26 protein-coding genes, 1 tRNA gene and 1 other RNA gene are annotated in these 26581 nt (G+C 40.3%); all 28 read right to left on the reverse strand.

Annotated elements, in window-relative coordinates; all coding sequences use genetic code 11:
- Nucleotides 1-140: 140 nt before the first annotated feature.
- Nucleotides 141-1133: a hypothetical protein gene (locus O3598_RS05955; protein ID WP_371452143.1), complete on the reverse strand. Its 993-nt coding sequence runs from the start codon at nt 1131-1133 to the stop codon at nt 141-143.
- A gap of 46 nt (nt 1134-1179) precedes the next feature.
- Entirely contained in the window at nt 1180-1524 is a 345-nt protein-coding gene (locus O3598_RS05960) for a DUF4911 domain-containing protein (protein WP_005380637.1), read from the reverse strand.
- A 1-nt stretch (nt 1525) separates the two neighbouring features.
- Nucleotides 1526-2767 (reverse strand): peptidase U32 family protein, encoded by a 1242-nt coding sequence (locus O3598_RS05965; RefSeq protein ID WP_105084666.1) that lies wholly within the window; start codon nt 2765-2767, stop codon nt 1526-1528.
- Nucleotides 2767-3372 (reverse strand): O-methyltransferase, encoded by a 606-nt coding sequence (locus O3598_RS05970; RefSeq protein ID WP_005382665.1) that lies wholly within the window; start codon nt 3370-3372, stop codon nt 2767-2769. Before O3598_RS05970 ends, O3598_RS05965 begins: the two co-directional genes overlap by 1 nt.
- 121 nt (nt 3373-3493) lie before the next feature.
- The gene (mltG, locus tag O3598_RS05975; protein ID WP_371452145.1) at nt 3494-4906 is read right to left on the reverse strand and encodes an endolytic transglycosylase MltG; all 1413 of its coding nucleotides are present in this window, start codon (nt 4904-4906) and stop codon (nt 3494-3496) included.
- A gap of 194 nt (nt 4907-5100) precedes the next feature.
- Nucleotides 5101-5391, reverse strand: a complete 291-nt coding sequence (locus O3598_RS05980; protein ID WP_005376289.1) for a DUF1292 domain-containing protein — start codon at nt 5389-5391, stop codon at nt 5101-5103.
- Nucleotides 5392-5457: 66 nt separating this feature from the next.
- On the reverse strand, nt 5458-5880 hold the full coding sequence (gene ruvX / locus O3598_RS05985; protein ID WP_005380531.1) for a Holliday junction resolvase RuvX: 423 nt from the start codon (nt 5878-5880) through the stop codon (nt 5458-5460).
- On the reverse strand, nt 5880-6140 hold the full coding sequence (locus O3598_RS05990) for an IreB family regulatory phosphoprotein (RefSeq protein WP_005376219.1): 261 nt from the start codon (nt 6138-6140) through the stop codon (nt 5880-5882). The genes ruvX and O3598_RS05990 overlap by 1 nt, the downstream gene beginning before the upstream one ends.
- Nucleotides 6141-6239: 99 nt before the next feature.
- Entirely contained in the window at nt 6240-8858 is a 2619-nt protein-coding gene (gene alaS, locus O3598_RS05995; protein WP_371452147.1) for an alanine--tRNA ligase, read from the reverse strand.
- Between the two features lie 243 nt (nt 8859-9101).
- Nucleotides 9102-9896 (reverse strand): C40 family peptidase, encoded by a 795-nt coding sequence (locus tag O3598_RS06000; RefSeq protein ID WP_016475778.1) that lies wholly within the window; start codon nt 9894-9896, stop codon nt 9102-9104.
- Nucleotides 9897-9979: 83 nt separating this feature from the next.
- On the reverse strand, nt 9980-10990 hold the full coding sequence (locus tag O3598_RS06005) for a glycosyltransferase family 2 protein (protein WP_156718423.1): 1011 nt from the start codon (nt 10988-10990) through the stop codon (nt 9980-9982).
- A gap of 247 nt (nt 10991-11237) precedes the next feature.
- Nucleotides 11238-11615 (reverse strand): hydrogenase expression/formation C-terminal domain-containing protein, encoded by a 378-nt coding sequence (locus tag O3598_RS06010; protein ID WP_005376242.1) that lies wholly within the window; start codon nt 11613-11615, stop codon nt 11238-11240.
- A gap of 58 nt (nt 11616-11673) precedes the next feature.
- Entirely contained in the window at nt 11674-12249 is a 576-nt protein-coding gene (locus O3598_RS06015) for a HyaD/HybD family hydrogenase maturation endopeptidase (RefSeq protein WP_005376020.1), read from the reverse strand.
- On the reverse strand, nt 12242-13048 hold the full coding sequence (cybH, locus tag O3598_RS06020; RefSeq protein WP_005376195.1) for a Ni/Fe-hydrogenase, b-type cytochrome subunit: 807 nt from the start codon (nt 13046-13048) through the stop codon (nt 12242-12244). The genes O3598_RS06015 and cybH overlap by 8 nt, the downstream gene beginning before the upstream one ends.
- A 14-nt stretch (nt 13049-13062) precedes the next feature.
- Nucleotides 13063-14964, reverse strand: a complete 1902-nt coding sequence (locus O3598_RS06025; RefSeq protein WP_371452149.1) for a nickel-dependent hydrogenase large subunit — start codon at nt 14962-14964, stop codon at nt 13063-13065.
- Complete coding sequence (locus O3598_RS06030; protein ID WP_371452150.1) at nt 14964-16103, reverse strand: hydrogenase small subunit; 1140 nt, start codon at nt 16101-16103, stop codon at nt 14964-14966. The genes O3598_RS06025 and O3598_RS06030 overlap by 1 nt, the downstream gene beginning before the upstream one ends.
- A gap of 211 nt (nt 16104-16314) precedes the next feature.
- Nucleotides 16315-16653 (reverse strand): thioredoxin family protein, encoded by a 339-nt coding sequence (locus tag O3598_RS06035; RefSeq protein WP_005376172.1) that lies wholly within the window; start codon nt 16651-16653, stop codon nt 16315-16317.
- 38 nt (nt 16654-16691) lie between these two features.
- Nucleotides 16692-17048: RNase P RNA component class A (rnpB, locus tag O3598_RS06040), an RNA gene on the reverse strand.
- Between the two features lie 65 nt (nt 17049-17113).
- Nucleotides 17114-18220, reverse strand: a complete 1107-nt coding sequence (locus O3598_RS06045) for a Nif3-like dinuclear metal center hexameric protein (RefSeq protein ID WP_371452152.1) — start codon at nt 18218-18220, stop codon at nt 17114-17116.
- 21 nt (nt 18221-18241) lie between these two features.
- Complete coding sequence (locus tag O3598_RS06050) at nt 18242-18979, reverse strand: tRNA (adenine(22)-N(1))-methyltransferase (protein ID WP_371445102.1); 738 nt, start codon at nt 18977-18979, stop codon at nt 18242-18244.
- 119 nt (nt 18980-19098) lie between these two features.
- Nucleotides 19099-19173 (reverse strand) — tRNA-Ile (locus tag O3598_RS06055).
- A 507-nt stretch (nt 19174-19680) separates the two neighbouring features.
- Entirely contained in the window at nt 19681-20244 is a 564-nt protein-coding gene (gene folE / locus O3598_RS06060; RefSeq protein ID WP_005376291.1) for a GTP cyclohydrolase I, read from the reverse strand.
- Between the two features lies 1 nt (nt 20245).
- Complete coding sequence (locus tag O3598_RS06065; protein ID WP_371452154.1) at nt 20246-20908, reverse strand: radical SAM protein; 663 nt, start codon at nt 20906-20908, stop codon at nt 20246-20248.
- Complete coding sequence (gene queD / locus O3598_RS06070; protein ID WP_005382629.1) at nt 20883-21221, reverse strand: 6-carboxytetrahydropterin synthase QueD; 339 nt, start codon at nt 21219-21221, stop codon at nt 20883-20885. Before queD ends, O3598_RS06065 begins: the two co-directional genes overlap by 26 nt.
- Before the next feature lie 106 nt (nt 21222-21327).
- On the reverse strand, nt 21328-22494 hold the full coding sequence (rpoD, locus tag O3598_RS06075; RefSeq protein ID WP_009660799.1) for an RNA polymerase sigma factor RpoD: 1167 nt from the start codon (nt 22492-22494) through the stop codon (nt 21328-21330).
- Nucleotides 22495-22515: 21 nt separating this feature from the next.
- Nucleotides 22516-24273, reverse strand: a complete 1758-nt coding sequence (dnaG, locus tag O3598_RS06080; RefSeq protein ID WP_371452156.1) for a DNA primase — start codon at nt 24271-24273, stop codon at nt 22516-22518.
- A 170-nt stretch (nt 24274-24443) separates the two neighbouring features.
- A complete protein-coding gene (gene rny / locus O3598_RS06085) occupies nt 24444-25988 on the reverse strand; it encodes a ribonuclease Y (RefSeq protein WP_255308902.1) in 1545 nt (514 codons plus the stop codon).
- A 127-nt stretch (nt 25989-26115) separates the two neighbouring features.
- A complete protein-coding gene (locus tag O3598_RS06090) occupies nt 26116-26568 on the reverse strand; it encodes a regulatory protein RecX (RefSeq protein WP_156718429.1) in 453 nt (150 codons plus the stop codon).
- Nucleotides 26569-26581: the final 13 nt, after the last annotated feature.

The raw sequence follows: 26581 nt of genomic DNA on the forward strand, positions 1-26581 counted from the left end.
ATTAGTACAGGCCTGTTCTATTTCTAAAGATACGCATACACATCTTCCTAAAATTAGTACAGGCCTGTTCTATTCTTAAAACACGCTCTATTAACGTGTCCCTCAAATTAGTACAGGCCTGTAGTATTTCCAAGAACTATCTATTTACGTTCAAAGTGCGCAGATAGCATGGATCCAATTACTTTTTCAATTTTAGAGTTTGTAATGTCTGGGCCCTTGAATAGGATCAACATTACGTCGTCGGAATTGTCTTGTTTAGATACCATCAAAACGCCGCTACCATGAGCACCATTATCGTCGTAATCTTTTGCAACAATAATCATGTTAAGGTAATGGTCTTTCATATATGTATATACTTTGCTTTGTTTAGCGGAGTTGCCGATGCTGCTCGCCATTCCCATAGCGCGGTTAAATACGATAGCATTCGCATTGTGCGGGTTATTGCGAAGTTGTTGTTTTTCTTCATCGTTTAGTGGCAATAGGTTAACCATCATGGATTCACCCATGCGGCCACGAAGCATAGCCGGCATGGTTTCGCGCACGTCCGCCGGAATGTCGTTACTAGGATTGAGTTTTAAATCCTTAGGAACGGTCATGTACAATGTCCCCTTGCTGTTTTGACCTTGTACAGTTTTACTATTGTCGATAGCGCCCATTGTGAAAGTGTCTTTAATGATTTCCAGTTGTACGCCCAATGGTTTTTCAGGTACACCACGGCTAGCTACTTGAATATCACCAGATTTAGTTTTCTTAATAGTTTCCACAGACCAAGTTGCACCTGGTTTGCCTTCATCGCTAGGAGATGTCAACGCAGCAGGCACTTCTTTGGCACCTGTAAATACATAGGTTTGTGCTGGCACAATTGTATCAGGAGCACCGGACTTGTTGAATACAGCACCATATAATACATTTGGTACAACAGTAGAACCAATTTTCAAATTATTGTTTTCTTGGCTTTCAACATCAAAGTTAATATTGCCAGCAAATGTTACATCTGGATTATGATTAATCACAACAACCGTACCTGGTTGTGGAATCATGACAGGGCCATTTGGCGCTGCAAAAGCAGCGGTTGCCATAGAGGCACCAAGTGCTGTTAAGACTAATGCGCGTTTTAATACATTACATTTCATTATTATTCTCCTAAATTTGGATAATTCTCTAATCGATGTTATTGAACTATATTTCTAAGGTAACCTCTGGCAAGCGAGATAGGATTTCGCTGGCTAGACTACGCGTATCCGGTGTACACCGCACCATGCAGCGCCCCGACTTGTCTAGGCTAGTCATAACACCTACGTATTCATAGCCTTCTAAGATGCGATTGACATAATTGGTATGTTTTGGATCTATGTGAAAGTACAAATATCCTTCCTCCCCTGTGCCGCTATACGAAGGCGGTTCAGGAAAGCCTGACAATGAACGGGACGGCATCAATGGTTCTTGATTATCGCGTAACGGTATCGTCTCATCAGGTGTCATTTCGTCAAGCATTGACATAGTAGCAGTATTTTCATGTACCATGTTACTCTGCTTTCACCTTGCACTCGCGGCGCATCATGGAATATGGTTCCAATTTTGTATCCATATACAAACGAACCTTCATTTGCGCATGAGGTGCTACGTCGATAGGATTACCATCTTCGTCTGTCATTTTTTCGATAACAGCCTCTACGAGTTCACCCTTAGGTTGGCAGAATTCTACCTTATCACCAACCTTAAAGTTATTACGTTGTTCAAGGTCAACATATTTTTCTTCATCGTTATAGCCAAGCACTAAACCGATGAAATCATGGGATTGAGTATTTGTAGATTTCCCGTAGTTTTGTGCGCTTTCATCAGGGCGACCATTCGCAAAGCCATCTGTGTAAGGGCGGTGGGAAATTTTTTCTAATTCAGCAATCCATTCTGGACGAACGTACCAGTTTTCACGTTCTTTCAAATAGGTATCGATAGCTGTACGGTATACCTTAGCTACCGTTGCACAATAGTGAACGGATTTCATGCGACCTTCAATTTTAAGGCTATCGATGCCTGCTTCATACAATTCTGGAATGCGATGAATGAGGCATAAATCCTTGGAGTTAAAGATGTATGTACCATGTTCATCTTCTTCGATTGGATAATATTCACCAGGGCGATTAGATTCTACAATGCTGTATTTCCAACGGCAAGATTGAGAACATTGACCGCGGTTAGCATCGCGTGTACCTGTCATATAGTTAGATAAGAGGCAACGGCCAGAATAGGAAATACACATAGAACCATGAACGAAAGACTCGATTTCAATATCTACATGTTCCTTCATTTCCTTAAGATCCGCTACAGATACTTCGCGAGCTGCTACAACGCGAGCCGCACCAAGTTCCTTCCACATTTGCACAGTATGCCAGTTCGTCGTGGATGCTTGTGTACTTACATGAAGTTCAAGGCCTGGTGCTACGCGTTTAGCCAAGCTAAAGATGCCCATATCAGCAACGATAATCGCATCTACACCGATACTTTCAAGAAATTTCAAATAGTCTTCAAGACCTTCAAAGTCCTCGTTATGAGGAATGATATTGCATGTAACGTGGATTTTTTTACCATGTTCATGCACAAATTGAACGGCTTCCTTCAATTCTTCGTCGGAAAAATTGGAGTTACCAGCACGCAAACCAAATCGTTTGCCTGCACAATAAACGGCATCCGCACCATAGCGAATGGCCATTTTTAATTTGTCCATATTACCTGCTGGACAAAGCAATTCCATAAAATGATCTGCCATTATTTGTTGTGTCCTTTCCACACACTTACACTCATGCCATCTCCCATCGGGTAAATGGTGGTGTTAAATAATTCTTTATTTTCTACATATGCTAAATACGCTTGTAATCGCTTAACAATAGTTTTGAATCGATGCGGAGCCTCTTTGTCGCCACGCACATAGCCTCTAAAGAGAACATTATCGGCAAGGATGACGCCACCTTCTTTCACATGAGGCAATATGACCTCTAGCTGATTAAGATATTGTCCCTTTGGGCCATCGAGAAATACGAGATCATATTCACCTTTAATTTGTGTTAATACGTCCTTCGCATCACCTTTAATCAACGTGATTTGATCCTTATACTCGGATTGACCTATATAATATTTCGCCATCTCATGGCGAACCTCATCCAATTCAATAGATGTGATTTTCCCGCCTCGTTCAATAAGAGGTGCCATCAGTAATGTAGAGTAACCAATGGCGGTGCCCACCTCTAGCACAGAGGTGGGCCGATATAATCCAATCAATTCTTCAAATAAATGCACCTCAGATTCCCGAAGGATGGGTACATTATTAATCATCGCGTAAATACGCTGCTCATTTAATATCTCATTTAATTCCATAAAATGTATTATAAATTCCCGCTATATATTTGACTATGAAAGTAATCATATACGCACAAATTACTGTGCGTATATGACATGCTAATACAATATAATAGTTTACAGTATCTAAATACGCTGATTATCTATCAACGCCGCCGCGATTATTACCAGAAGCAGGTGCCGTTGGTGTGCTAGGTCTGATCACACGAGGTTCTTCCGCTGCTGGCGCCGATTGAACCGGTGCTGATTGCTGTGGAACTACTTGTTGCATGCTTTCTGGTATTTGGCTAGGCGATGATGTTGTAGCCGGTTGTTCAGTCGCCGCTGGTGCTGCTGGCGCTGGCGTTACTTGAGTTGCTGCCGGTACAGTTGTCGGTGTATATGTATATGTTGGTTCTACATCTACATATTGAGAATCTGCCGCTACAGCCTCTGCAGAGCTATAGTTATAATCAGGTTCGGATGTAGCCGCTACGTCATAGTTAGGACCAGCTTGTGCCAATGCAGGAGCCTGACCTTGATTAGAAGAGCCTGCACTCGCTTGTTCAGCACCATAAATTTTTTCAACCTCAGCCATATGCTCAGCATATGTTTTGGAGAAATGATTATGACCATCTTTATCTGCTACAAAGTATAGATAATCTGTATCTTCAGAATGAAGAACCGCATCTAACGCCTTTTTACCAGGGTTTGCAATCGGTCCTGGTGGCAAACCTTTACTTACATATGTATTGTAAGGACTTTGTAACTGCGTATCTCCAAGCGTTACATTTTCCTTTGCATAACCAAGAACATAAGAAATAGTTGCATCAGATTGCAATGGAATACCATGTGCTAAGCGTTTCTTAAATACACCCGCAATGGTTGGGCGATCCGCATCATATAATGATTCACGTTCAACGATGGATGCTAAGGTTACAAAATCATGAATACTCATGTGTTGTGCTTGAATTTGTTTTTTTACAGCTGGTGTTAAATAGCGATTCATTTGCTCAGACATCATCAAAATGACATCCTTTGGCGTAGCACCAACTGGCACTTCATAAGTGCTTGGGAAAAGGAAACCTTCTACAGGATATGTAGTCGGTTTAGTACCCTTCATATATGGGTATGGGACGAATGTTTTCGCCTCTGCCAAGAAATCAGAAGCTTTCATAATTTGAGCTTTTTCAAGAGCAATGGCGATATCCCCTACGGTATACCCTTCAGGAATCGTTAATTTAATGGACTCAACGTGACCCTCTTGTAATAAGTTAATTAATTCATGGACCGATACCTTATTTGGAATTTGGTAGTGACCAGATTGTAGTTTTGAACCGGTTCCACTAAGAGCTAACCATAATTTAAACACCTGTGTAGACCGAATTAGTCCATGTTCATAGAGCATATCGGCAATTTCTGTTCCTGTTGCATCCTTGCCTATTACGAGGACTTGAGATCCACCGTCATCGTTAAAGGTATTTGGTACAAAATAGGATGCACCTAAAGCACCACCACCTAAAATAGCAAGGCTAAGAACACCTACGGAAACATATTTTAAGGCTTTTCTCATGGATGAGTTCCTTTCTATTACAAACCATTGTATATCATCTTATTATACCATATTAAAGGCTTTCGATGTATCTCTTCTTTTATATTATCTATCATACCAAATTACCATGAGTCAATTAGTACACAAGAGATTACAATTACAAAAAAGACCCTAGTATAACAACCGTTATACTAGAGTCTTTGAGAGCTTAGAAATTACTCTTCTTCACCCATTGCTTCGTACATATTTACCAATACTTCGAAGTTTTCATCATCTTCATCTAATGGAACATATTCCTCTTCGCCTTCATCGTTTGTTTCGATGCGAGCCAAAATCATATATGTATCATCTTGACCTTCATGTTCTTCATCTTGTACATGAACAAGTACAGCGTATTCTTGACCTTCATGATTCAAGATTACATCTTCTGTAAAATATTGTTTATTACCATCTTCATCTTCAAATTCGAGATAGAAAATTTCACCTTCGTAATTTTGATCAACCATGGGTATTCCCTCCTTTATTATGTATATAAGAACCTGTATGATATTCGCATTAGATATCTATGCGAATTAAGATTTACTAAATTGTAGTCTGTCTAAATAGCCTTGTAAAATAACGACAGCAGCCATTTTATCGATGACGCCCTTTCGTTTTTTACGACTCACATCAGCTGCGATAAGTTGACGTTCGGCCATAACGGTAGATAAACGTTCATCCCAAAATGTAACAGGCAAGTCGATGACCGCCTTCATTTTTTCGACAAATTCTTCCGTTTTTTCAGCGCGCTCACCCTTGGTGCCGTTCATATTCTTCGGCATGCCCACTACGAGTTCATGCACTTCGTATTCTGAAATCAATTCACGCAATCGGTTAAAGTCATTTTCTAAGGATGTACGACGAATCGTTTCTATACCTTGAGCAGTCATCAATAGCGCATCACTACATGCGATGCCAATGGTGCGACTACCTACGTCTAATGCCATAATTCTCATTATAGTTGTTTAGCCTTTGCGTATTCTTTTAATAATTCTTCGATTAAATCATCACGTTCTAAACGGCGAATATCACTACGTGCATTATTATAGCTTGTAATGTACGCTGGATCCCCAGAGATAAGATAACCTAAGATTTGATTGATAGGATTATATCCTTTTTCTTGAATAGATTTATAAACGCGAGTCAATACCTCTTCGGCAGTCATCGGTTCATCGTCTACTTTACGGAATAACATAGTTTCATCTGAAACCTTCATGGGTATCCCTCCTTTGTATGAATGGGCCACGTACGTGGCCCACATATATGTATTGTATGTTTCTATTATAGCATATGCAAGATATACCTATAGAACGTATTATGCGTTAAGAGCTTCTTTAACAGCTTCGCCAGCTGCTTTTAATGCATCCATCAATTTAGCTGGTTCTTTACCACCTGCTTGCGCCATATCTGGACGACCACCGCCATTACCACCAGCTACTTGAGCTGCTGCTTTAACGATATTACCAGCTTTTACGCCTTTACCGACAACATCTTTGGAAACTTTACATACAAAGTTTACCTTGTCATCGCCCATAGCGGCACCTACGAGTACTACGCCAGAACCATCTAATTTATCAAGGCCCATATCAGCGAAATCACGCAATTCATCAATAGAGGATGCTTTCACAGACGCAGCAACAAATGCTACATCGCCAATTATAACCTTACCAGCTACGATATCAGCAGCACCTGCAGCAGAAACCTCTTTGCGAATTTGATCTAATTCTTTAGCTGTTTCTTTAGCCTCTGCCAATACTTGGTGCAAACGTTCTTCTACTTGGGCAGGTTTAGTTTTTAATTCACTAGCAATGCGTTCAATAGTCAAACGATCATGTTTTGCTGCATCAAGAGCGGCACGACCTGTAATCGCTTCGATACGACGTACACCAGAACCGATACCGGATTCAGATGTTAAGCGGAAGGAACTGATGAAAGCTGTATTGCCTACATGAGAACCGCCGCACAATTCAACGGAGAAACCAGGAACCTCTACTACGCGAACTACATCGCCATATTTATCGCCAAAGAGTGCCATAGCACCTTTCGCTTTTGCTTCGTCCATAGACATTTCAGCAATAGCAAGATCTGTAGCCTTAAGGATTTCTTCATTTACAAGGGCTTCGATTTGATCAAGTTCCTCTTGTGTTACAGGAGAGAAATGTGTGAAATCGAAACGCAAGTAATCAGGTGTTACCAAAGAACCTGCTTGGTTAACATGTTCGCCAAGCACGCGTTTTAATGCAGCATGTAACAAGTGAGTTGCTGTATGATTACGAGCCATCGCTGCACGACGAGCTGTATCTACTTCAAGCGTTACATCATCGCCTTCGGAGATGGAACCTTCTACAACAGTACCGATGTGGTATACAGTACCTTCTGGTAAGCGTTTTGTATTATGAACCTCTACCTTGCCCATTGGACCAACGATAAAGCCAGTATCACCTAATTGACCGCCACCTTCTGCATGGAATGGTGTAGTGCGCACAATAACAGTGATTTCATCACCATCAACAGCTGTTTGTAAACGTTCAGAGCCTTTACCAAGCATCAATACAGAGGATGCAGTTTCTGCTTCATTTTCTACAAGTTCTTCGTCTTTTAAGAATGTAATATCTGGTGTAGCTACCTTAGCATCTTCTTTTACGCGAGCTTCACGAGCGCGTTCACGTTGTTCTTTCATGGCAGCGTCAAAGCCTTCATGGTCGATTGTGAAACCGCGTTCGGATGCGATTTCTTCTGTTAATTCCCAAGGGAATCCATATGTATCATATAGTTTGAATACTTCTGTACCAGGAACTACAGTTGCTTTTTCAGCAGCCAATGTATCGATTAAGGAATTCAATAACTCAAGACCTTGTTCCAATGTTTGGTTGAAACGTTCTTCTTCGTTTTGAACGACACGTTTAACGAAGTCTTGTTTTTCAGCAATGGATTTGATACCAGGGCCAAGAATATCTACAACTACATCGATAAGTGGTGTTAAGAATAGACCTTCGATACCAAGCAAACGGCCATGACGTACGGCACGGCGCAAGATACGACGCAATACGTAACCGCGACCTTCGTTGGATGGCAATACACCATCGGAAATCAATGCGGTTACAGCACGAGCATGGTCAGCAATAACCTTCAAGGATACATCTGTATTTGGGTCTTCGTTATACTTAACACCAGCCCGTTTTGCAGTCGCTTCGATGATTGGGAAAATCAAATCTGTTTCAAAGTTTGTTTTGCAATGTTGCAATACGGAAGCCAATCGTTCAAGACCGGCGCCAGTATCGATGTTTTTATGTTGCAATGGCTCATAAGAACCATCTGGCATTTTATTGAATTGAGTGAACACGAGGTTCCAAATTTCAAGGTAACGGTCACAGTCACAACCAGGTGCACAGTTAGGATCATCACAACCATATTCAGGGCCTTGGTCGAAGAAGATTTCGCTATCTGGACCACATGGACCTTCACCAATTTCCCAGAAGTTATCTTCAAGGCGTGTAATGTGGCTTTCTTCTACGCCACAATCGTTGTGCCATGTATCATATGCTTCTTGGTCATCTGGATATACAGTGACATATAATCTGTTTTTGTCGAGTTTAATAACTTCTGTTAAGAATTCCCATGCCCAATGAATAGCATCCTTTTTAAAGTAATCTCCAAAGGAGAAGTTACCAAGCATTTCAAAGAATGTATGGTGACGTGCTGTGCGGCCTACGTTTTCAAGGTCACCAGTACGCATACATTTTTGGCTTGTCGTAATACGATGACAAGGAGGTACCAATTTACCTGTAAAGAAAGGCTTTAATGGCGCCATACCTGCCCCGATCAATAATAGAGACGGATCGTTTTCTGGTATAAGAGAAAAACTATCTAATTTTAAATGTCCTTTGCTTTCAAAAAACTGCAAGTATGCTTGACGCAGTTCATTACCTTTCATGTGTATATTCCTCCTAAAATAATTTACTCTTAATTATAACGTAAAAACCATAGAAAATCTATTATAACCTATATATATCCGGATATAATTAACCGTCATTAGCATTCTCTATTCCATCTAGTTGCCATAAAAAGAGATACAAAAAAGAGGTTATACAAATCAACAGAACATAATTGATTCGTATAGCCCCTTTTTATGGCTCATATATAGTTCACCAATGGTTCTACATGGAGAAACCATATATTATATAACGCGTTTCGCGCCAATATAGCGTTCGCCCCAATAACCAGTATCAAGATCAGCTACGGCTACGCCACGACTAGATGTAGCACTGATAAATTTACCATTGCCAATGTAAATACCGGAATGAGATGGACCTGGTTCATAGGTTTCGAAGAATACCAAATCACCAGCTTTAAGGTTCGCGCGGGAAACTTCAACACCTACATTGTATTGTTCATCCGCTAAACGAGGCAACGCAATACCTTGTTTTGCAAATACATATTTAACATAGCCAGAGCAGTCAAAACCACTTGGTGTAGTACCGCCAAATACATACGGAACACCGCGGTATTTATCGGCTTCTGCCAAAATAGCATGAATATTGTTTGGCGTTTGTACCTTTTTCAAATTATTCAACTTAACGTTTTGGCCTGCAAGACGTCTAGATTGAGCATTTTGATTTGTGAAAGCAGATTTTGTTGCCACTGCTTTTGTAGCTGCATTATTGGATAATACTGCTTTTGTTGTACGAGGAGCACCCATCAATGCATTGTACGTTGCTGGTCCAATAATACCATCTACAGGTAAACCACGATCTTGTTGGAATAGGCGTACAGCCCATTTTGTTTCCTTACCATACACACCATTTTTATCGGTTGCATTGTAACCGTGTTTAATTAATTGTTGTTGTACAGCAATTACGTTTCTACCTTTATCACCATATTGTAATGTTGTAGCGCTTGCCATCGCAGTGGTAGCACATACAAATGTTAATGTTAATGCCGCAATTTTACTCTTACTATATTTTGACTTCATATTCTTCCTTCCTAAAACTTCAAAGTGAGTTTACTTATTCAAAATATACTAACCGTCTCTCTATTTGCATCCAACAAATACAGCTAGTCTTTATCTTCTTCAGGGCCAGGTACTTGATTGGCTATAAATATATCAGCTTTTGATGGTTCATAAGCTATTTCTGGATTTTCACCATCAAAATTTATAGCAGCTTTCACCCAATATAATGGACGTTGTTTTACCTCTTCGAATACGCGTCCTACGTATTCACCGATAATGCCAAGTCCGACTAATTGGATACCACCGATAAATAATACGGACACGCCCAAGGTGGTCCACCCGTTTAATGCTTGACCCGTTAAGTACACGTAGAGCAAATGTAGTATTAAGAGAAAACTCAAGCCACCACATAGGACACCTACATACAAAGCCGCACGCAATGGCACGCGAGAAAACGCAGTAACCCCATCAAGGGCAAAGCGAATCATTTTGCGCACACTGAATTTCGAAACCCCTGCAAAGCGAGGAGGCGCAACAAAGTGAAGTTCTGCTTGGCGATAGCCAAGCGCACCAACGATGCCACGCAAGAAACGTCCGTGTTCACGGAAATGTTTCAAAGTTTCTAGCGACTTACGATTCATTAAACGAAAATCAGATCCCCCTTCTACGATGGGAACATCTGCCATTTTATTCATCAGTTTATAATAATATTTAGATGTGAAGGATTTTGCCCAGCTGGCATCCTCCGTAGAGTCGCGTATGGTACGGACCACATCGTAACCAGCCTCCCACAAACGTATCAGTTCTGGAATCAAAGCCGGCGGATGTTGCATATCACCATCCATGGTGATTACCGCATCACCTTTGGCATAATCAAGACCACATGTCAACGCAGTCTGATGACCAAAGTTCCGTGCCAATAACACGACCTTAACTCGCGTATCGAGTTTTGCAATCTCGCGCAAAACGACAACAGACGAGTCCGTAGATCCATCATCGACATAGATAAGTTCATATTCATAAGGTAGACCTGTCATAACTTTTGTTACGGCATTGTAAAAAATAGCTATATTTTCTTCTTCATTATATACAGGTACAACAATTGAAACTAACATATATCCTCCGTCGATTACTTCTATATTTTAGCGTTAAATCGTCAATATAGGCAAATTTAAAAGGTTGACAATAAAGAAGATGAACCTCATAATTCCCATAGCTATGCTACTTTTCAGGATTTTGAGGTTCATTCTCTTCATATTGTAGTCTTATCTTAAACGCTTATTAATGAGCTATTCATTTATTAAAATGTTATATTTATACACTTTTACGCATATCATATATATAGGCATTAAACTATTTGTTTTATAGCCCCGCAGCATCAATCCATGTCGTAAGATCTTCTTCTGCTGTCACCATATCTTCATCAAAAGCACCTACGACTTCAGGATAACGAGCTACCTCTACCGTATGTAGGATTGAGTCATCACGACCATTTTTATAGGTACCAACCCAAATGCCAGAAAATTGAGATTCATACCATTCTACAGGTTGATCTGTTTCATTGAAGGTAATCGTAATATGTCCACGCCCTAAAGTTTCTAGCACCTCTACTTGCTCTTCTTCAGCAAGGCCTGTCTTCTCAATATATATGGAATAGGTTGCACCAGTTTCACGTAATTGCTTTAGTGCTTGACGCAACTCATTTAGAACGGCACGTACATTATTATAATTTTCAATCATAGTGTCCCTCCTTTCTCATCCTATCAATCTATTCTTATTTATCTATAAACATATCAGTTTATTTAGGTTCGATTTGTATGCCCCATTCGCGAAGAACACGTAGAACGCGTTCTTTTACCTCAGGTAATGCCTTTTGTACAGGCGCGCTAGGTTCAAATCCTACGTCTAAGGACTCCGGTTCAACACCTATAACAATAGCATCTTCCAATGGATTTTCTTGAATGGCACGAATGCGCAATATATCTTGCATGCCTACTTCATGAACAGAAATATGGTCAGTAAAATACTGTTCTAATTCGCGATGTGGGAACTCATAGATTGTGCCAGGTACTTCGCCACCGTTAACGGCGTCAATCAAGAGGATTTTCTTCATGCCCCGCATATAGGTCAATAATTCCATGCCCATCGTTCCCCCATCAATCAAGCTTATCTGAGGGGTGAAAGTATAATTGGCTTTTAAATCTTCTACAACATGAACTCCAAGGCCCTCATCAGTAAGCAAAATATTACCTACCCCTAGAACGACAATAGAGTTCTCATAATCATCATAAATGGCATGTAAATCAATACGCGGGCTCTCAGAGCCCGCGTATTCTATGCCACCAAATTGTTCTTCAGTGGTTATATTAGTCATCTTTTAATTCCTTTTCTCGTGGATCGTCAGGATTGCTTGGACGATATGTAGTACCAGATGGTTTATCGATACGTTCACCACGACGGCGTTTACCGTTAAGGTCTTCAATATCGATAGGATCATGGGCATAATATTTCATGCCTGAAACCATAGCGGATACTTCGCCAGATTCTTCCATAACATCTTCTCGGAATGCCATGTACACATGAATAATGGTAAAGAATAAGAAGCCCCATGCAATATAGTGATGGATAATATGAACTTTATATTCACCACCAAATAGCGTAATAATCGGTGCAAAAAGAGTTCCTATAATACCATTAGGATCAATCATCGCATACATAGAAAAACCTGTGATGATTTCAAAGAAGAACATGATGTACACCATCATATATGCCGTTCTCGCCAAGGAGTTACGTAACCAGTGATGTTCATGCTTTTGTGGAATCATCAAATAGTGTAATGTTGTTTCGCGAAGGCCATACCAATACCGTTTTTGACGGAATTTAGGCAACAATCTATCTCCGCGATTCCAAAGTGCACCAGCAAATCGGAATATAAAGGAGAATGTCAAAATAACACCCGCAATGAAGTGGATACGACGCATCGTCTCCATAGCGAACCAGCCATCAATAGCGAAAGTTGGTTCCGGATGGCCTGTAATAGCTGCAAAACCTGGATCACCAATATAAAGGCCAGTCCAGAATAAAGCTGTTACGGAAAGCACCATTGTCCAGTGGAATATGCGCAGCCATAAACTAAATACGACATACGCTTTTTTGTCAGTATGTATTAACATAAGCCCACCACCCTTTATTTACACAATGCATCAGTATTGACGGAAATAATTTTTTCGCCTTTTTTATTGTATAAATGGGTTGCACATGCGAGACATGGGTCAAAGGAGTGGATAACTTTCAAGATTTCAAGAGGTTTGTCCGCAATCTTAACATGTGTATCAATCATAGAATCTTCGTATGCACCATGTTCGTTAGCTGCTGTCTTAGGACATGCATTCCATGTAGATGGTACGATACATTGATAGTTTGCAGAACGACCATCTTTAATATGAATCCAGTGACCCAAACCGCCGCGAGGTGCATCTACAAGACCAACGCCTTTAGCATCCTTAGGCCATTTATTTGGCTCAAATTTAGATGTATCCGCAACAGTAGTATCACCATTTTTGATGTTAGCTACGAGTTTATCAAAGAAGTATTGACTAATATTAGAAGCCACTTGTGCATCAAGGCCACGACATGCGGTACGGCCAACCATTGTCGTCATCCATACATGAGCAGGCACACCCAATATTTGGGATACAGTATCGATTTGACGAACCATCATGGATTCAGCCCAAGTTGGATCAGTGATAATGCCTTGTTTTACCTTTGTATATACAACGATATATTTAGCTAGTGGACCCACTTCTGCTGTTTTGCCTTTGAAAGTTGGAGACTTGATCCAAGAATATTTTTTATCTTCATCAAGGTATTCCCATTTTTCTTTTGTACCAGATTTAGGACCTGTAAATTTAGGGTCTGTCACACCATCGAGTGGATGAAGTGTGCTAGTACCATCTGGATATGCAAACCAGGAGTGATCAACCTCTTCACTGAGGTATTGAGGATCCATGAAATCCTTGCCTTCTAATGGAATAAATGTAGCTTTTTCTACACCTAATGCAAAGTTTTCTACAACACCATTAGAGCGAACGATACATTTTTTATGGTAATCGCCATCAGCAATACCTGTATACGAATCATCAGGATAATCGCCATAAGACATAACGCGTTTTTTCGCAAGGCCACCACCATCGACCATGCCTTTTTCAACGTAAATTTTGCCGATAGCTAATAAATCAGGCAAGTAGAAATTACTTACTAAATCCTTAGCCAATGCAATAGATTGTTCTACAGCAGCAAGACGCTGTGTATTGATAGGTGCATTCATGTCATTCATAGAAATAGCACATGGCATACCACCTACAATATAGTGTGGATGAGGGTTTTTACCGCCGAATACAACGTGAGGAATAACTACGTCACGTTGACGGTCTAGAATATTCAAGTAATGAGATACAGCCATCAAATGAACTTCTGGTGGCAATAATTGGTAATCAGGATGATCCCACCATTGAGCGGAGAAGATGCCTAATTGACCAGATTCTACGATTTTCTTAACCTTTTGTTGTACCGCTGCAAAATAGGCAGTGGTAGCTTTAGGGAACTCTTTAGGATATGCAGAGTCTTTAGACGCAGTTTCAGCTGGCGCCAAACCACTTACATTATAAGTAGCTAATACGTCATTTTGTAATTGTGCAGTTTTAGCTGGGTCCGCACTAAGTGCAGCTACTGGGCTAACCCAGTCAAGTGCATGTAAATGATAGAAATGCACGAGATGGTCATGTACATCTAAAGAGCTATGCATGATATTACGAATGTAGTTTGCATTTTTAGGGATGGAAATACCAAGTGCATCCTCTACGGCACGTAACGCTGCCAATGCATGTGTTGTTGTACATACGCCACAAATACGTTGCACAAATGCCCAAAGGTCACGAGGATCGCGGTCCTTTGCAACAAGTTCGATGCCACGCCAAGCAGTACCAGAGGACAATGCGTCCTCTACCTTACCACTTGCTTCATCAACTTTTATTTCTACCCGTAAATGACCTTCAATACGGGAAATCGGATCTACTACTACGCGTTTCATTAGTGACCTCCTCCATTATTATGTTTCTTTTCATCCCATAAGCCTTGTTCTTTCAAGCGTTTTTCTTCTTTCATATCAAGAATTTTATTACGCGTAAGAGTTGCAGCACCATGTACGATAACTGCAGCGGTAGCACCAACAGCAGCTACTGTGCCGATTGTATCAGCTGTAGTAATGGTGTTTGCCAATGGAATATCTGGTAATCGTTTGTAGAATACATCGTTATCCCAGAAGCCTTTTTCAGAGCAACCAATACAACCGTGACCGGATTGAATTGGATAGGACAAACCATTCCACCAACGCAAGTTACCACAAGAATTATATGTTTGAGGTCCACGACAACCTACTTTATATAAGCACCAACCAGCTTTGGATGCATCATCGTCAAATTCTTCAACGAATAGACCGGAGTCAAAGAACGCACGACGGTAGCAAGTATCGTGAATGCGATTGCCATAAAATTGTTTAGGACGGCCTTGAGAATCCAAAGGAGGAATTTGACCAAATAATGCGTAGTGCATAACTACACCAGTCATAACCTCTGGAATTGGAGGACAGCCAGGAACTTTAATAATAGGTTTACCAGATACAACAGAGGATACAGACACTGTATTTGTTGGATTTGGTCTTGCCGCTTGAATACCGCCCCAAGATGCACAAGAACCATACTCGATAATTGCAGCAGCGCCTTTAGCAGCTTCTAATAAAGATTCCTTAAATGTACGGCCACCTACTGTACAGTAGATACCATTTTCATCCAATGGAACCCCACCTTCAACAGCGAGGATATATTTGCCATTTTTCTCAGCAATGATTTTTTTAAGGTGTTCCTCTAAAGGTTCTCCAGATGCTGCAGCCAATGTATCATCATATTCCAAAGAAATCATATTCAAGATCACATCGGATGTAAATGGTGAGGAAGAGCGAATAAAGGATTCGCTACAACCGGTACATTCGTGACCATGAAGCCAGATTACAGTAGGTAATTCTGTTGTTTCTGCAGCTTTTACAACTGTATTAAGCATAGTAGGTGGCAACCCTAGAATAGCAGTCAACGCCACGCAAGATTTCATAAATGTACGTCGACTGAGACGTCTCTCTTGGAAGAGAGTCCATAAACTGTTCACACGATTTTTCATGGAATACAGCCTCCTTACAACAACTTTGCAGCAATATGTATATATTACCTAATCAACTATAACTATTGAGAGATATATTATCTCGATTAACTTATTATATCATTTTAAATTACATAAAACTATGACATTATGTATATATATCAAAAAAATTGATAAAAAAATCACCTAGCTAGATAATATCTACTATTATCCAGTTAGGTGTTCTCATCAATTAGAATTGTTTAATCACTTCATTGATCAAAGATTCTAATACAGCAGCTTTTTTGTAACCTGCAAGACGATCTAATAGTTTGCCTTCTTTAAAGAATGCCATGGAAGGAATACCTTCTACATCTTCTTTTAAAAGAATAGGACGCAAAGCCTTATCTTCTGCATCTACGCTGAAGAATTTAACGCGGCCGTCCAATTTTTCTGCTACAGCTTCTACTTCTGGACGCATAACTGTGCAAGGTTCGCACCAGCCAGCCCAAAAATCTACAATAACGAGCTCTTTAGAACCTAATACTAATTCATCAAATTGTTCTACGCTTGTAATAGCAGTAATAGCCATCGAAAGGCCTCCTTTATGTGTTACATATTATAAACTATATAAGAAGCAAGCAATCATTAAGCCGAGTTCTGTTCCGCTTGCGCGGTGACGATTATCTTTCTAGGCGTACAGTCGCCTGCACGCTCGAGCGACACAACCCGGAAGGTAGGCGGGACCACCGTTAACCCTTCCCTATTCGGTCTTGCTCCGGATGGGGTTTACCGAGCCAGCCTGTTACCAGACTGCTGGTGAGCTCTTACCTCACCTTTCCACCCTTACCACTGACGTGGCGGTTTCCTTTTCTATGGCACTTTCCCTAAGGTCACCCTCGCCAGACGTTATCTGGCATCCTGCCCTATGGAGCTCGGACTTTCCTCGAGTCCAATGGACTCGCAACCGTCTTTCATACTTGCTTCAATTCAGTTTATCATAGCTGTATATACTATGCAAGAATATCGAAATTTACTATTAAAATAGATTTTTATTCAAAGAAAAAATCTGCTTGGTTCTCAAAGGATTGTACAGTAATATCCCAGCCACCTTTGTCAGATTGGTCTCGTAAATAATCGCGGATACCATCAGCCACAATCTCTTCCGTACCAAAATGGCCTGCATCTACGACGAGTAAACCTAGTTCTTTAGCTAGCTGTGCATCATGGTATTTTACATCTCCTGTTACATATGCATCAGCCTTAACTGCATTTTTGATAAACTCTGCACCACCACCAGAGCAAAGGGCTATCGTTTTAATAGAATCTTTTTTAATGCCTCCAAATCTAAGATTAGCATGTGGCAAAGATTCTTGGAGGTGCTCGCGGAAGCTTTCAAAATCCATAGTCTCAGACAATTCACCGATACGACCCAACGTACGACCTACATTAGGTTCATGTAACGTAAATACTTCGTATGCCACCTCTTCATAAGGGTGAGCCTCTTTCATAGCATTGATAACAGCCTGTTTATGAGCACCATCTACGATAACATTAACGGCCACCTCTGGTACAACCGTCAATGTTCCAGCTTCACCAATGACCGGATGGGATTCATCATTACCTCTAAACCGACCTTCGCCTGCAAAACTAAAGCTACATGATTCGTAATTGCCAATACGACCAGCGCCAGCACTAGCCATTGCTTCACGTACTGCATCGGCAGTATCGGTCGGCACAAAGGTGGTAATTTTATATACCATATCAGAACCGGTCGGAACAAAGCCTCTCACATTCGTCAATCCTAATCGGTTCGCCAACATATCATTGAGCCCGCCAACGGTAATATCTAAGTTCGTATGTGCACTATATACAACAATATCATTTTTTATCAGTTTCTCGATTAATGTTCCTTGAGGACTATCTAAATGTAATGATTTCAAACCTTTAAAAATAAATGGATGATGGCTAATGATCATTTGGGCCTGTTCAACTATCGCATATTCTATAACCTCAAATGTAATATCGAGAGTCGTAATGATTTTGGATACATCGCGTTGTTTCGAACCCACCATAAGGCCTACATTATCCCATGACTCAGCATAATGAGGCGGTGCCCATTGTTCCATCAATTCTATAATTTGTTTTGCTAACACCATCGTATCACTCCTAACCGATAATTAGCGCAAGCTGGCCAATTCATCTATTTCATGTTGTAATTGTTTATATTTCTCCGTATGTGAAAGTTCCACTGTCATGCCATCCAGCGCACATTGTCGTTGATATATCAAAAAATCTACATATTCATTCCACAATGCAGGTTTCTCTTTAGCTAATAAAGCCCCTACAGACCAAAGAATAGAGGTTTTTGGCAATGTATCATAAAGAGCATCGTCAGAATGAATCGAATAGCTAGCATTGTTACCATATGTATCGACACAGTCAGAACGAACAGCTACAAATGCAGTGTACATTTTACCCATATCCTTCATGATAATTTCTTTGACAATACGGTATCCTTTTTCCACCATATATTGGCGTAATTCGGCCTGGCCATTCTGGGGTTGTAACACATAAAACCCCAGCGGTTCTGGACCGTTCTCAACGATATCGCGCATTAAAAATCCACCCATACCGCAACAGATGGCGCCGTTTAATTCGCCCTTTTTAGTAACTTGCAAGCCATCACCAAGGCGGCAGTCGATCACACTGCTAAGTCCTTGAGATGTAACATAGGACTTGGCCGATTCCAAAGGGCCCTTATGAACATCACCAGCGATAACGCGTTTGGCCTTGCCTCTTACAATTAACTCAACAGCTAAATAACCATGATCCGTTCCAATATCTGCAATAGCTTCTGCATGGGGAACGATATCAAAGACCGCCTCTAAACGATCCATCATAGGTCTTGCTTTCATAACCACCTCGTATACTAACAGGTCCATCGACCTTCATACTATCTACTCTTCATATCTATATTATAACAAAAAACCTGCTCCAATCGGAGCAGGTTTCATTGATTCAATTTATACAAGTTTGGTGGGCCCACCTGGGATCGAACCAGGGACCGACCGGTTATGAGCCGGTTGCTCTACCCCTGAGCTATAGGCCCAAGCTTGCGTATAAAATTATACTGAAAATTCTTGCTTACGTCAACTAGGTTATTTCCGAACATGCAGTTCCTCTCAAGCCTCCACCGCCTTAACAGTCTTCGGCCTAGGGCCTCGACTTAGCAAAGTCGTTTGAGAGGAACTGCATGTTCTACTCTATCCTATATTCTGTGAGCAAAGAATTTACAGCATCTACGGGAATCCCGGATTAAACAGGAAAAATCGTTTGTGGACGGTACCTTTCCGCTACACTTCGCCATCTATGTAAGCAAGAAATTTTCAGTATCTACGGAACCCCGGGTTTGGACAGGCAAAGTCGGTTGGACAACCCTTCTTTTTGTTACTATACGACAACTGAGCACCTAAGAGTTTTCAGTATTCACAGTGCCCCGGGCCCAAACAGGAGATAAGTCGTTTGAGAGGAACTGCATGTTCTACTCTATCCTACATTCCGTGAGCAAAAAATTTTCAGTATTTACGGGGCTCCGGGATTAGACAGGATAACTGTCTTATGCGTTTTTGAGTGTTAGGAATCGGTTAATCATGTCGTCTTGTTCGAAGACGCCTTTTGTGGCGAGGGTGGTTGTTTTGCTGTTGGCGGATTTTACGCCGCGGGCGCTGACGCAGCTATGGGAGCTTGTGATGTGGACGATGACGTCGTCGGTGCCGGTGGCAATGGAGATGACTTCGGCAATGTCTTCACCGATTTTTTCTTGTAGTTGTAATCGTTTGCAACACATTTCTGCAATGCGTGGCATCTTGGACAAGCCGATGACACGGCCACGAGGAATATAGCCGATACTAATGTTCATATCATACATCAAGGCCATGTGATGTTCACAATGGGAAAAGCAAGTAATATCTTTTACAATTACCATTTGGTTTGTATCGACGTCAAAGGTTTTACCAAACATATCCGCAATGTCTGCATTCGTATATTGGATACCTTCAAACATTTCTTCCATCATTTGGGCCACCCGTTTTGGGGTTTCTACGAGGCCTTCGCGATCTGGATTTTCTCCCAATGCTTCCAGTAATTGATACACTAGAGATTCAATTCGTTTTGTGTCCATGTTATACTCCTTTCGCATCAGGGTCCCAAATAAATTTATGAATTTGTAGCTGGAATCTAACGTTCTGCCAATTGTGGGCTTTCATATACTCAATAATCGTAGCCCCTTCAATATTGCCCCATACAGGAGACACGAAAATTTGTGCATCCGTAGGATATGTTTTTAAAATCTCATCCATACGGTCTAAATCTTGCATAGAACCAACTACAAATTTAATGATATCCGCAGGTGTAGCTACCTTGAATATATCTAAGTTCATAGCCTCTTCAACCAAGGATGACGGCGTCTTATAGTCATAGGTAAACCATACATTATCTCTGTGAAAGCTGGGTATGATTGTACCATTCGTTTCTATATTAAAATCATATCGCGCATTACGTCTTGTTAACTCATCAATAAGTTCAATAATGGCCGGTTCCTGTAAAAGCGGTTCTCCACCGGTAAGGGTGATGCGATGATTTTCTAATTGTTCAATCACATCAGCTACAGCCTGAACACTCATGCTTTCAAAAGTGCTTTCAGGACCATAACTATACAATGTATCGCAATAAGAGCAGCGAATATTACAGTCATGGAGGCGCAAAAAGGTCGTCAAAAATCCTTGCCGTTTCCCTTCTCCATCAATGGAGGAAAATAGTTCAATCACGTTCATAGATAGCAACATTTCCTTCTGACTCTTGAACCTCTACCTTAAAACATTTTGGACCTAATTCATCGGCAATCCATTTCGCCATATTTTCTGCAGTAGGATTAATATCCCCTAATACGTCGTTGATATGTTTATGATCAAGACGGCCATGAATCTTTTCTTTAATGATCGTAAAGTCAATCACCATGCCATTATGATCTAATTCTTCGCTACGCGCATGAACGGTTATAATCCAATTGTGCCCATGTAAATTCTGACATTTACTCGGATAATCTAATTGTAATTGATGAGATGCACTCACCTCTAAACGTTTGCTAACAGTATACATGTTATCCCCTATATATCTAAAAACTTAGTGTATTATATTACTTTTATTATAGCACAAAAGGGCTGCCATACATGTATTGTACAGCAACCCTAATAGTAATCTAATCTTATAAGAAATCTTTAATTTTATCGCGTTTACCACGATTACGTAATTTTGTTAACGCCTTACCTTCGATTTGACGAATACGTTCACGAGTTACGTTAAAGTGTTGACCTACTTCTTCAAGGGTACGTGGTTTGCCATCTTTCAAGCCAAAACGTAAAATCAATACTTGTTGTTCACGGTCTGTTAAGCATGTGAAAACGTCTTCGATTTGTTCTTGCAACAAAATGTAGCTAGCCGCATCATCTGGTGCCACCGCATCTTGGTCTTCGATAAAATCGCCCAAATGGGAGTCTTCTTCTTCACCAATTGGTGTTTCCAAGGATACTGGCTCTTGTGCAATTTTTTGAATTTCACGAACACGTTCAGCAGTGATACCCATGCCTTCTGCAATTTCTTCTGGCGTTGGCTCTCTGCCTTTATCTTGCAATAATTGTCGGGAAATACGAATCAATTTATTGATAGTTTCAACCATGTGAACTGGAATACGTATTGTTCTCGCTTGGTCTGCAATAGCCCGCGTAATCGCTTGACGAATCCACCATGTTGCATAGGTGGAGAATTTATAACCTTTTGTATAGTCGAATTTATCAACCGCTTTGATAAGGCCCAAGTTGCCTTCTTGAATCAAATCCAAGAATAACATGCCTCTGCCAACATAACGTTTAGCAATACTTACAACAAGGCGCAAGTTAGCATCTACCAATTTCTTCTTAGCCTTTTTGCTAAGTTGAATTTCTTTATATGTAGCATCTTCCTCTGCCCCTGCTTCAATTTGTTTTGCTAATACGATTTCTTCGTCAGCTGAAAGCAATGGAACACGACCAATTTCTTTCAAATACATACGAACTGGATCGTCGATATTAACACTAGCATCTACGCTTAGGTCAATGGAGATATTTTTTTCAGACGCAGCATCACGGTCCTCATCGACATCATCATCAGGTTCAAGGGCATCGTCTTTATCATCGTCCTCAACATCTGGAACAACTTCGATATTTAGTTTGTTAAAAGTAACATAAATATCATCTAATTGTTCTGCTGTTAAATCAGTTTGCTCATGAAGAGCATCTGAAATTTCTGATTGTGTCAACACACCGCTTTTACGGCCTTTTTCAAGAAGTTGTGCCACAATCTCCTCTATTTGACTTTTTTGTACTTTCTTAGCCACAGCGCTCTCCTTTATTACTTACTATTTAGACCATTCTCTAATTAGATTTTGTATTTCCTGACATTTATGTAATTCGCTAATAAATGTCGAATCTCCTGCACGTTTTAACTGATCGGCCAAAATTGAGTGCATTTTATATTGTTCCCGTAAGGAATGTAGCCGTATTTTACGGATAAGTACAGGTACAGCCTCATTTGCCTCAATTATCATAAGCCGTGAAAAAATTTCATATTCTTGAGGCGTCAATACGTCCTCCACAGATTCCGGCTGATATTGACCTGTTTGAGTAAATAAGGTGTATATCTTTTCTATTATACCCCGATATTGAATATTTTGAAAGTCCTCAAGCGGTAAATATTGTACTACCTCTTGTAAAGCCTTTGAATCTGTAATGACATGAGCCATCAATAACTCTTCATCACCACTGACAATCGTCTTAGGCTGTGTAATCTTTTCATCGACTAATTCAATATTCCCCTTTTGGGTATAATTTCTAAAATAGCGGAATATAGTACTGTTATCTAGCCATAATGGCAATGCTAAGGCCTTTAATGCATCGTCTCGAATCGTTTGACTATGAATATTCGCAATATAAGGGAATATATCTTGCATAACCGCCTGTTTGCCTTCTGCATCATTCGTATCATGCTTAATAAGAGATTCACTTAATAAATAATCGAGCGGCTTAACAGCCTTTTCTACTAATTCCTTAAAAGCTTTGCCGCCGTGATTTCGCACATAGTCATCAGGATCCTTGCCATCAGGCATAGCCAACACGCGAACCTTAAAATCCGTATTCTGTAGTAATTCTATAGCGCGTGCAGCAGCCTGGCGGCCAGCGCCATCCATATCGTAAGCCAATATAATCTCATCTGCTTGGCGCATCAAGATGTGACCATGATCCTTTGTATATGCCGTCCCCAACGAAGCCACTACGTTGGTTACACCCTTATTATGAGCGGAAATAACATCCATATAGCCTTCTACTAATATGGCTTGTTTTTCTTCGCGTATCGATTTATAAGCCTTATCAAAGGCAAATAGAATTTTACCCTTTTCAAAGATTTGGCATTCAGGAGAGTTCAAATACTTCGGCGTGCTATCATCCATAACACGGCCCCCAAAGCCGACAACACGGCCTTTACCGTCCATGATTGGAAACATGACCCGATTACGGAAGAAATCATAGGCCTGACCTTTATCATTCTTGCGAATTAAATTAAGTTCAAGCAAAATAGATTCTTCAATACCCCGTTCTCTAAAGGCCTTATATAATCTATCCCAACCATCAGGAGCAAATCCAAGTCTAAACGTTTCTATGGTTTCATCTGTGAGTCCCCGCTTTTTTAAGTACTCTAATCCGGCCTTACCATATGATGTTTTAAGCAAGCAATTATGAAAGAAATTGGCCGCCAAATCACAGGCCTCATATAATTTCTTTCGCCGTTCCTCTCTAGCTCGCACCTGTGGTGAAAGCTTTGCTTCTGGCAATGGTATATTAGCTCGATTAGCAAGCCGTTCCAAGGCCTCAACAAAGGTAATTCCTTCTAGTTCCATCAAAAACTTGATGGCATTTCCCGATGCATGGCAGCCAAAACAATAATAAAACCCCTTGTCAGGAGCCACACTAAAGGATGGCGTTTTCTCATTGTGAAATGGACAACAACCCCAATAATTCTTACCTTTTTTCTTTAATGTAACGTGTTCTGATACAACGGATACGATATCATTGGCATCTTTAATTTGTTCAATTAATTCATTTTCAAAATATCGACTCACCAGAACACCTCCTTTTAATTTTTATATTTTATCGACTATACAATCATAGAAAAAAGGGTCTATAATTCTATATTCGATAAAACTTTCAAAAATCCTCTAATATAATAGCCTACAATTAAAAAGGATAGGCTGCAATATAATATTGCAGCCTACAATTTTTGGTATAATGCTTATTTAGCAAAATCAACAACGCGTGTTTCACGAATAACAACTACCTTGATTTGACCAGGATATTCTAATTCGGATTCAATGCGTTTTACAATATTCCGAACAAGTAATGTAGATTCAGCTTCATCAATCTTATCCGGTTTTACTACAACGCGAATTTCTCGACCGGCTTGAATAGCAAAGCACTTTTCAACACCTTCGAAAGATTCAGCGATTTCTTCCAATTTAGATAATCGTTTTAAGTAATTTTCTAAGGTTTCTCTACGAGCACCTGGACGGGCTGCAGAGATAGCATCTGCTGCTGCTACGAGAACAGCCTCTACGGATTGGAATTCTTCATCACCATGATGAGCTCCAATACAGTTGATTACTGCTGCGCTTTCACGATACTTACGGGCTACATCAACACCGATTTCCACATGGGAACCTTCAATTTCACGATCTAGAGCTTTACCGATATCATGAATTAAACCACCTCGTTTAGCCAATGTCACATCACAGCCAAGTTCTGCGGCCATAAGACCTGCTAAATGAGATACTTCGATAGAATGTTTTAACACATTTTGACCGTAACTAGTACGGTATTTCAAACGCCCTAAAATTTTAATAATTTCAGGGTGTAAGCCATGAACATCTGCCTCAAAGGTTGCTTGTTCACCAGCTTCTTTAATTGTTTGGTCCACCTCTTTACGAGCTTTTGCCACCATCTCTTCAATACGAGCTGGATGAATTCGACCATCGACAATCAATTTTTCCAATGCAATTCGCGCTACTTCACGACGAATTGGATCAAAGCCTGATAGAATAACAGCTTCTGGTGTATCATCGATAATTAAATCAATGCCAGTTAATGTTTCTAAAGCACGAATATTACGACCTTCACGACCAATAATACGTCCCTTCATTTCATCATTTGGCAATGCGACAACAGAAACAGTTGTTTCTGCAACATGGTCAGCTGCACAACGTTGAATAGCGCCGGAAATAATTTCCTTAGCCTTTTTCTCAGCTTCGTCTTTAGCTTGCTGTTCCATTTCTTTTACCATGATAGCTGTTTCATGACGGATTTCTTGTTCTACATTGGTTAACAAGATGTTCCGCGCTTCATCAAAGGTCATGCCAGAAATACGTTCTAATTCTGCCATTTGCTTTTCATACAAAGCATCAATTTTTTCTTTGCTTTGAACTAAGTCAGCTTCTTTACGATGTAAAGCTTCCTCTTTGTGCTCAATATTGTCTAATTTTTTATCCAAAGATTCTTCTTTTTGAAGAATACGGCGTTCCATACGTTGTAATTCAGAACGACGCTCTTTATTTTCTCGTTCTACATCAGAACGGAGCTTATGAATTTCTTCTTTCGCCTCTAATAAAGCTTCTTTCTTTTTAGACTCGGCCATGCGCTCGCCATTTGCGACAATGCGCTCAGCCTCTTGCTCAGCTTGATTCAGTTTTCCTTCAGCGATATTTTTTCGTAAAAAATAGCCTACACCTAGTCCAATTAGCACCATTACTACTGCAATTAGACTATACTCTAAAATCAGTCTCACCTCCTGTATCTTCACATACGGGCACTACGCCCCTTGTTTCCTGATCTTTAACATATTAAATTAATAACCTATAATACATTATATGTTTACAAGGCTATTTTAATTTTATGCTTGAAAGCCCTTTCTGTCAAGATTGATAGGCCTCGCAAACCTTAGTAATAGTGCTCATAGAAAATCCCCTGTTTTTTAGGAAATTCATTATTTTTATACGCGGAATATCGCTTATAGATTCACCATATTTTTTATCTACGATTCGAAAAGCGGCTGCCAGTTCATCATATTTTTCAATATCACGAGGCACATCAAGGCCTCTCTGTTTCATTTTTTGCTTTATAAGATATGCACCATATTTCTGCTCTCTCATCAAATAGGATACAACCTGTTTCGCTAAACGCTCATCATTAATGTAATCATAGTAAATTAATCGCTCTTCTACGTAATCGATGAGATCCGACGAAATCTGTTTTCGTTTCATCTTTTGGCGCAGCTCATAGGAGCTTAAAAAGCGCTGTGCAAGAAATCGATAGGCTTGATCTAACGCAGCCTGCTTTTCCTCTTCTGTAAACATATCGTCTATCATAATAACCTCAATG

Origin of the sequence: Veillonella atypica (assembly GCF_041431435.1) — a bacterium.
In the GTDB taxonomy this organism is placed as follows: domain Bacteria; phylum Bacillota; class Negativicutes; order Veillonellales; family Veillonellaceae; genus Veillonella; species Veillonella atypica.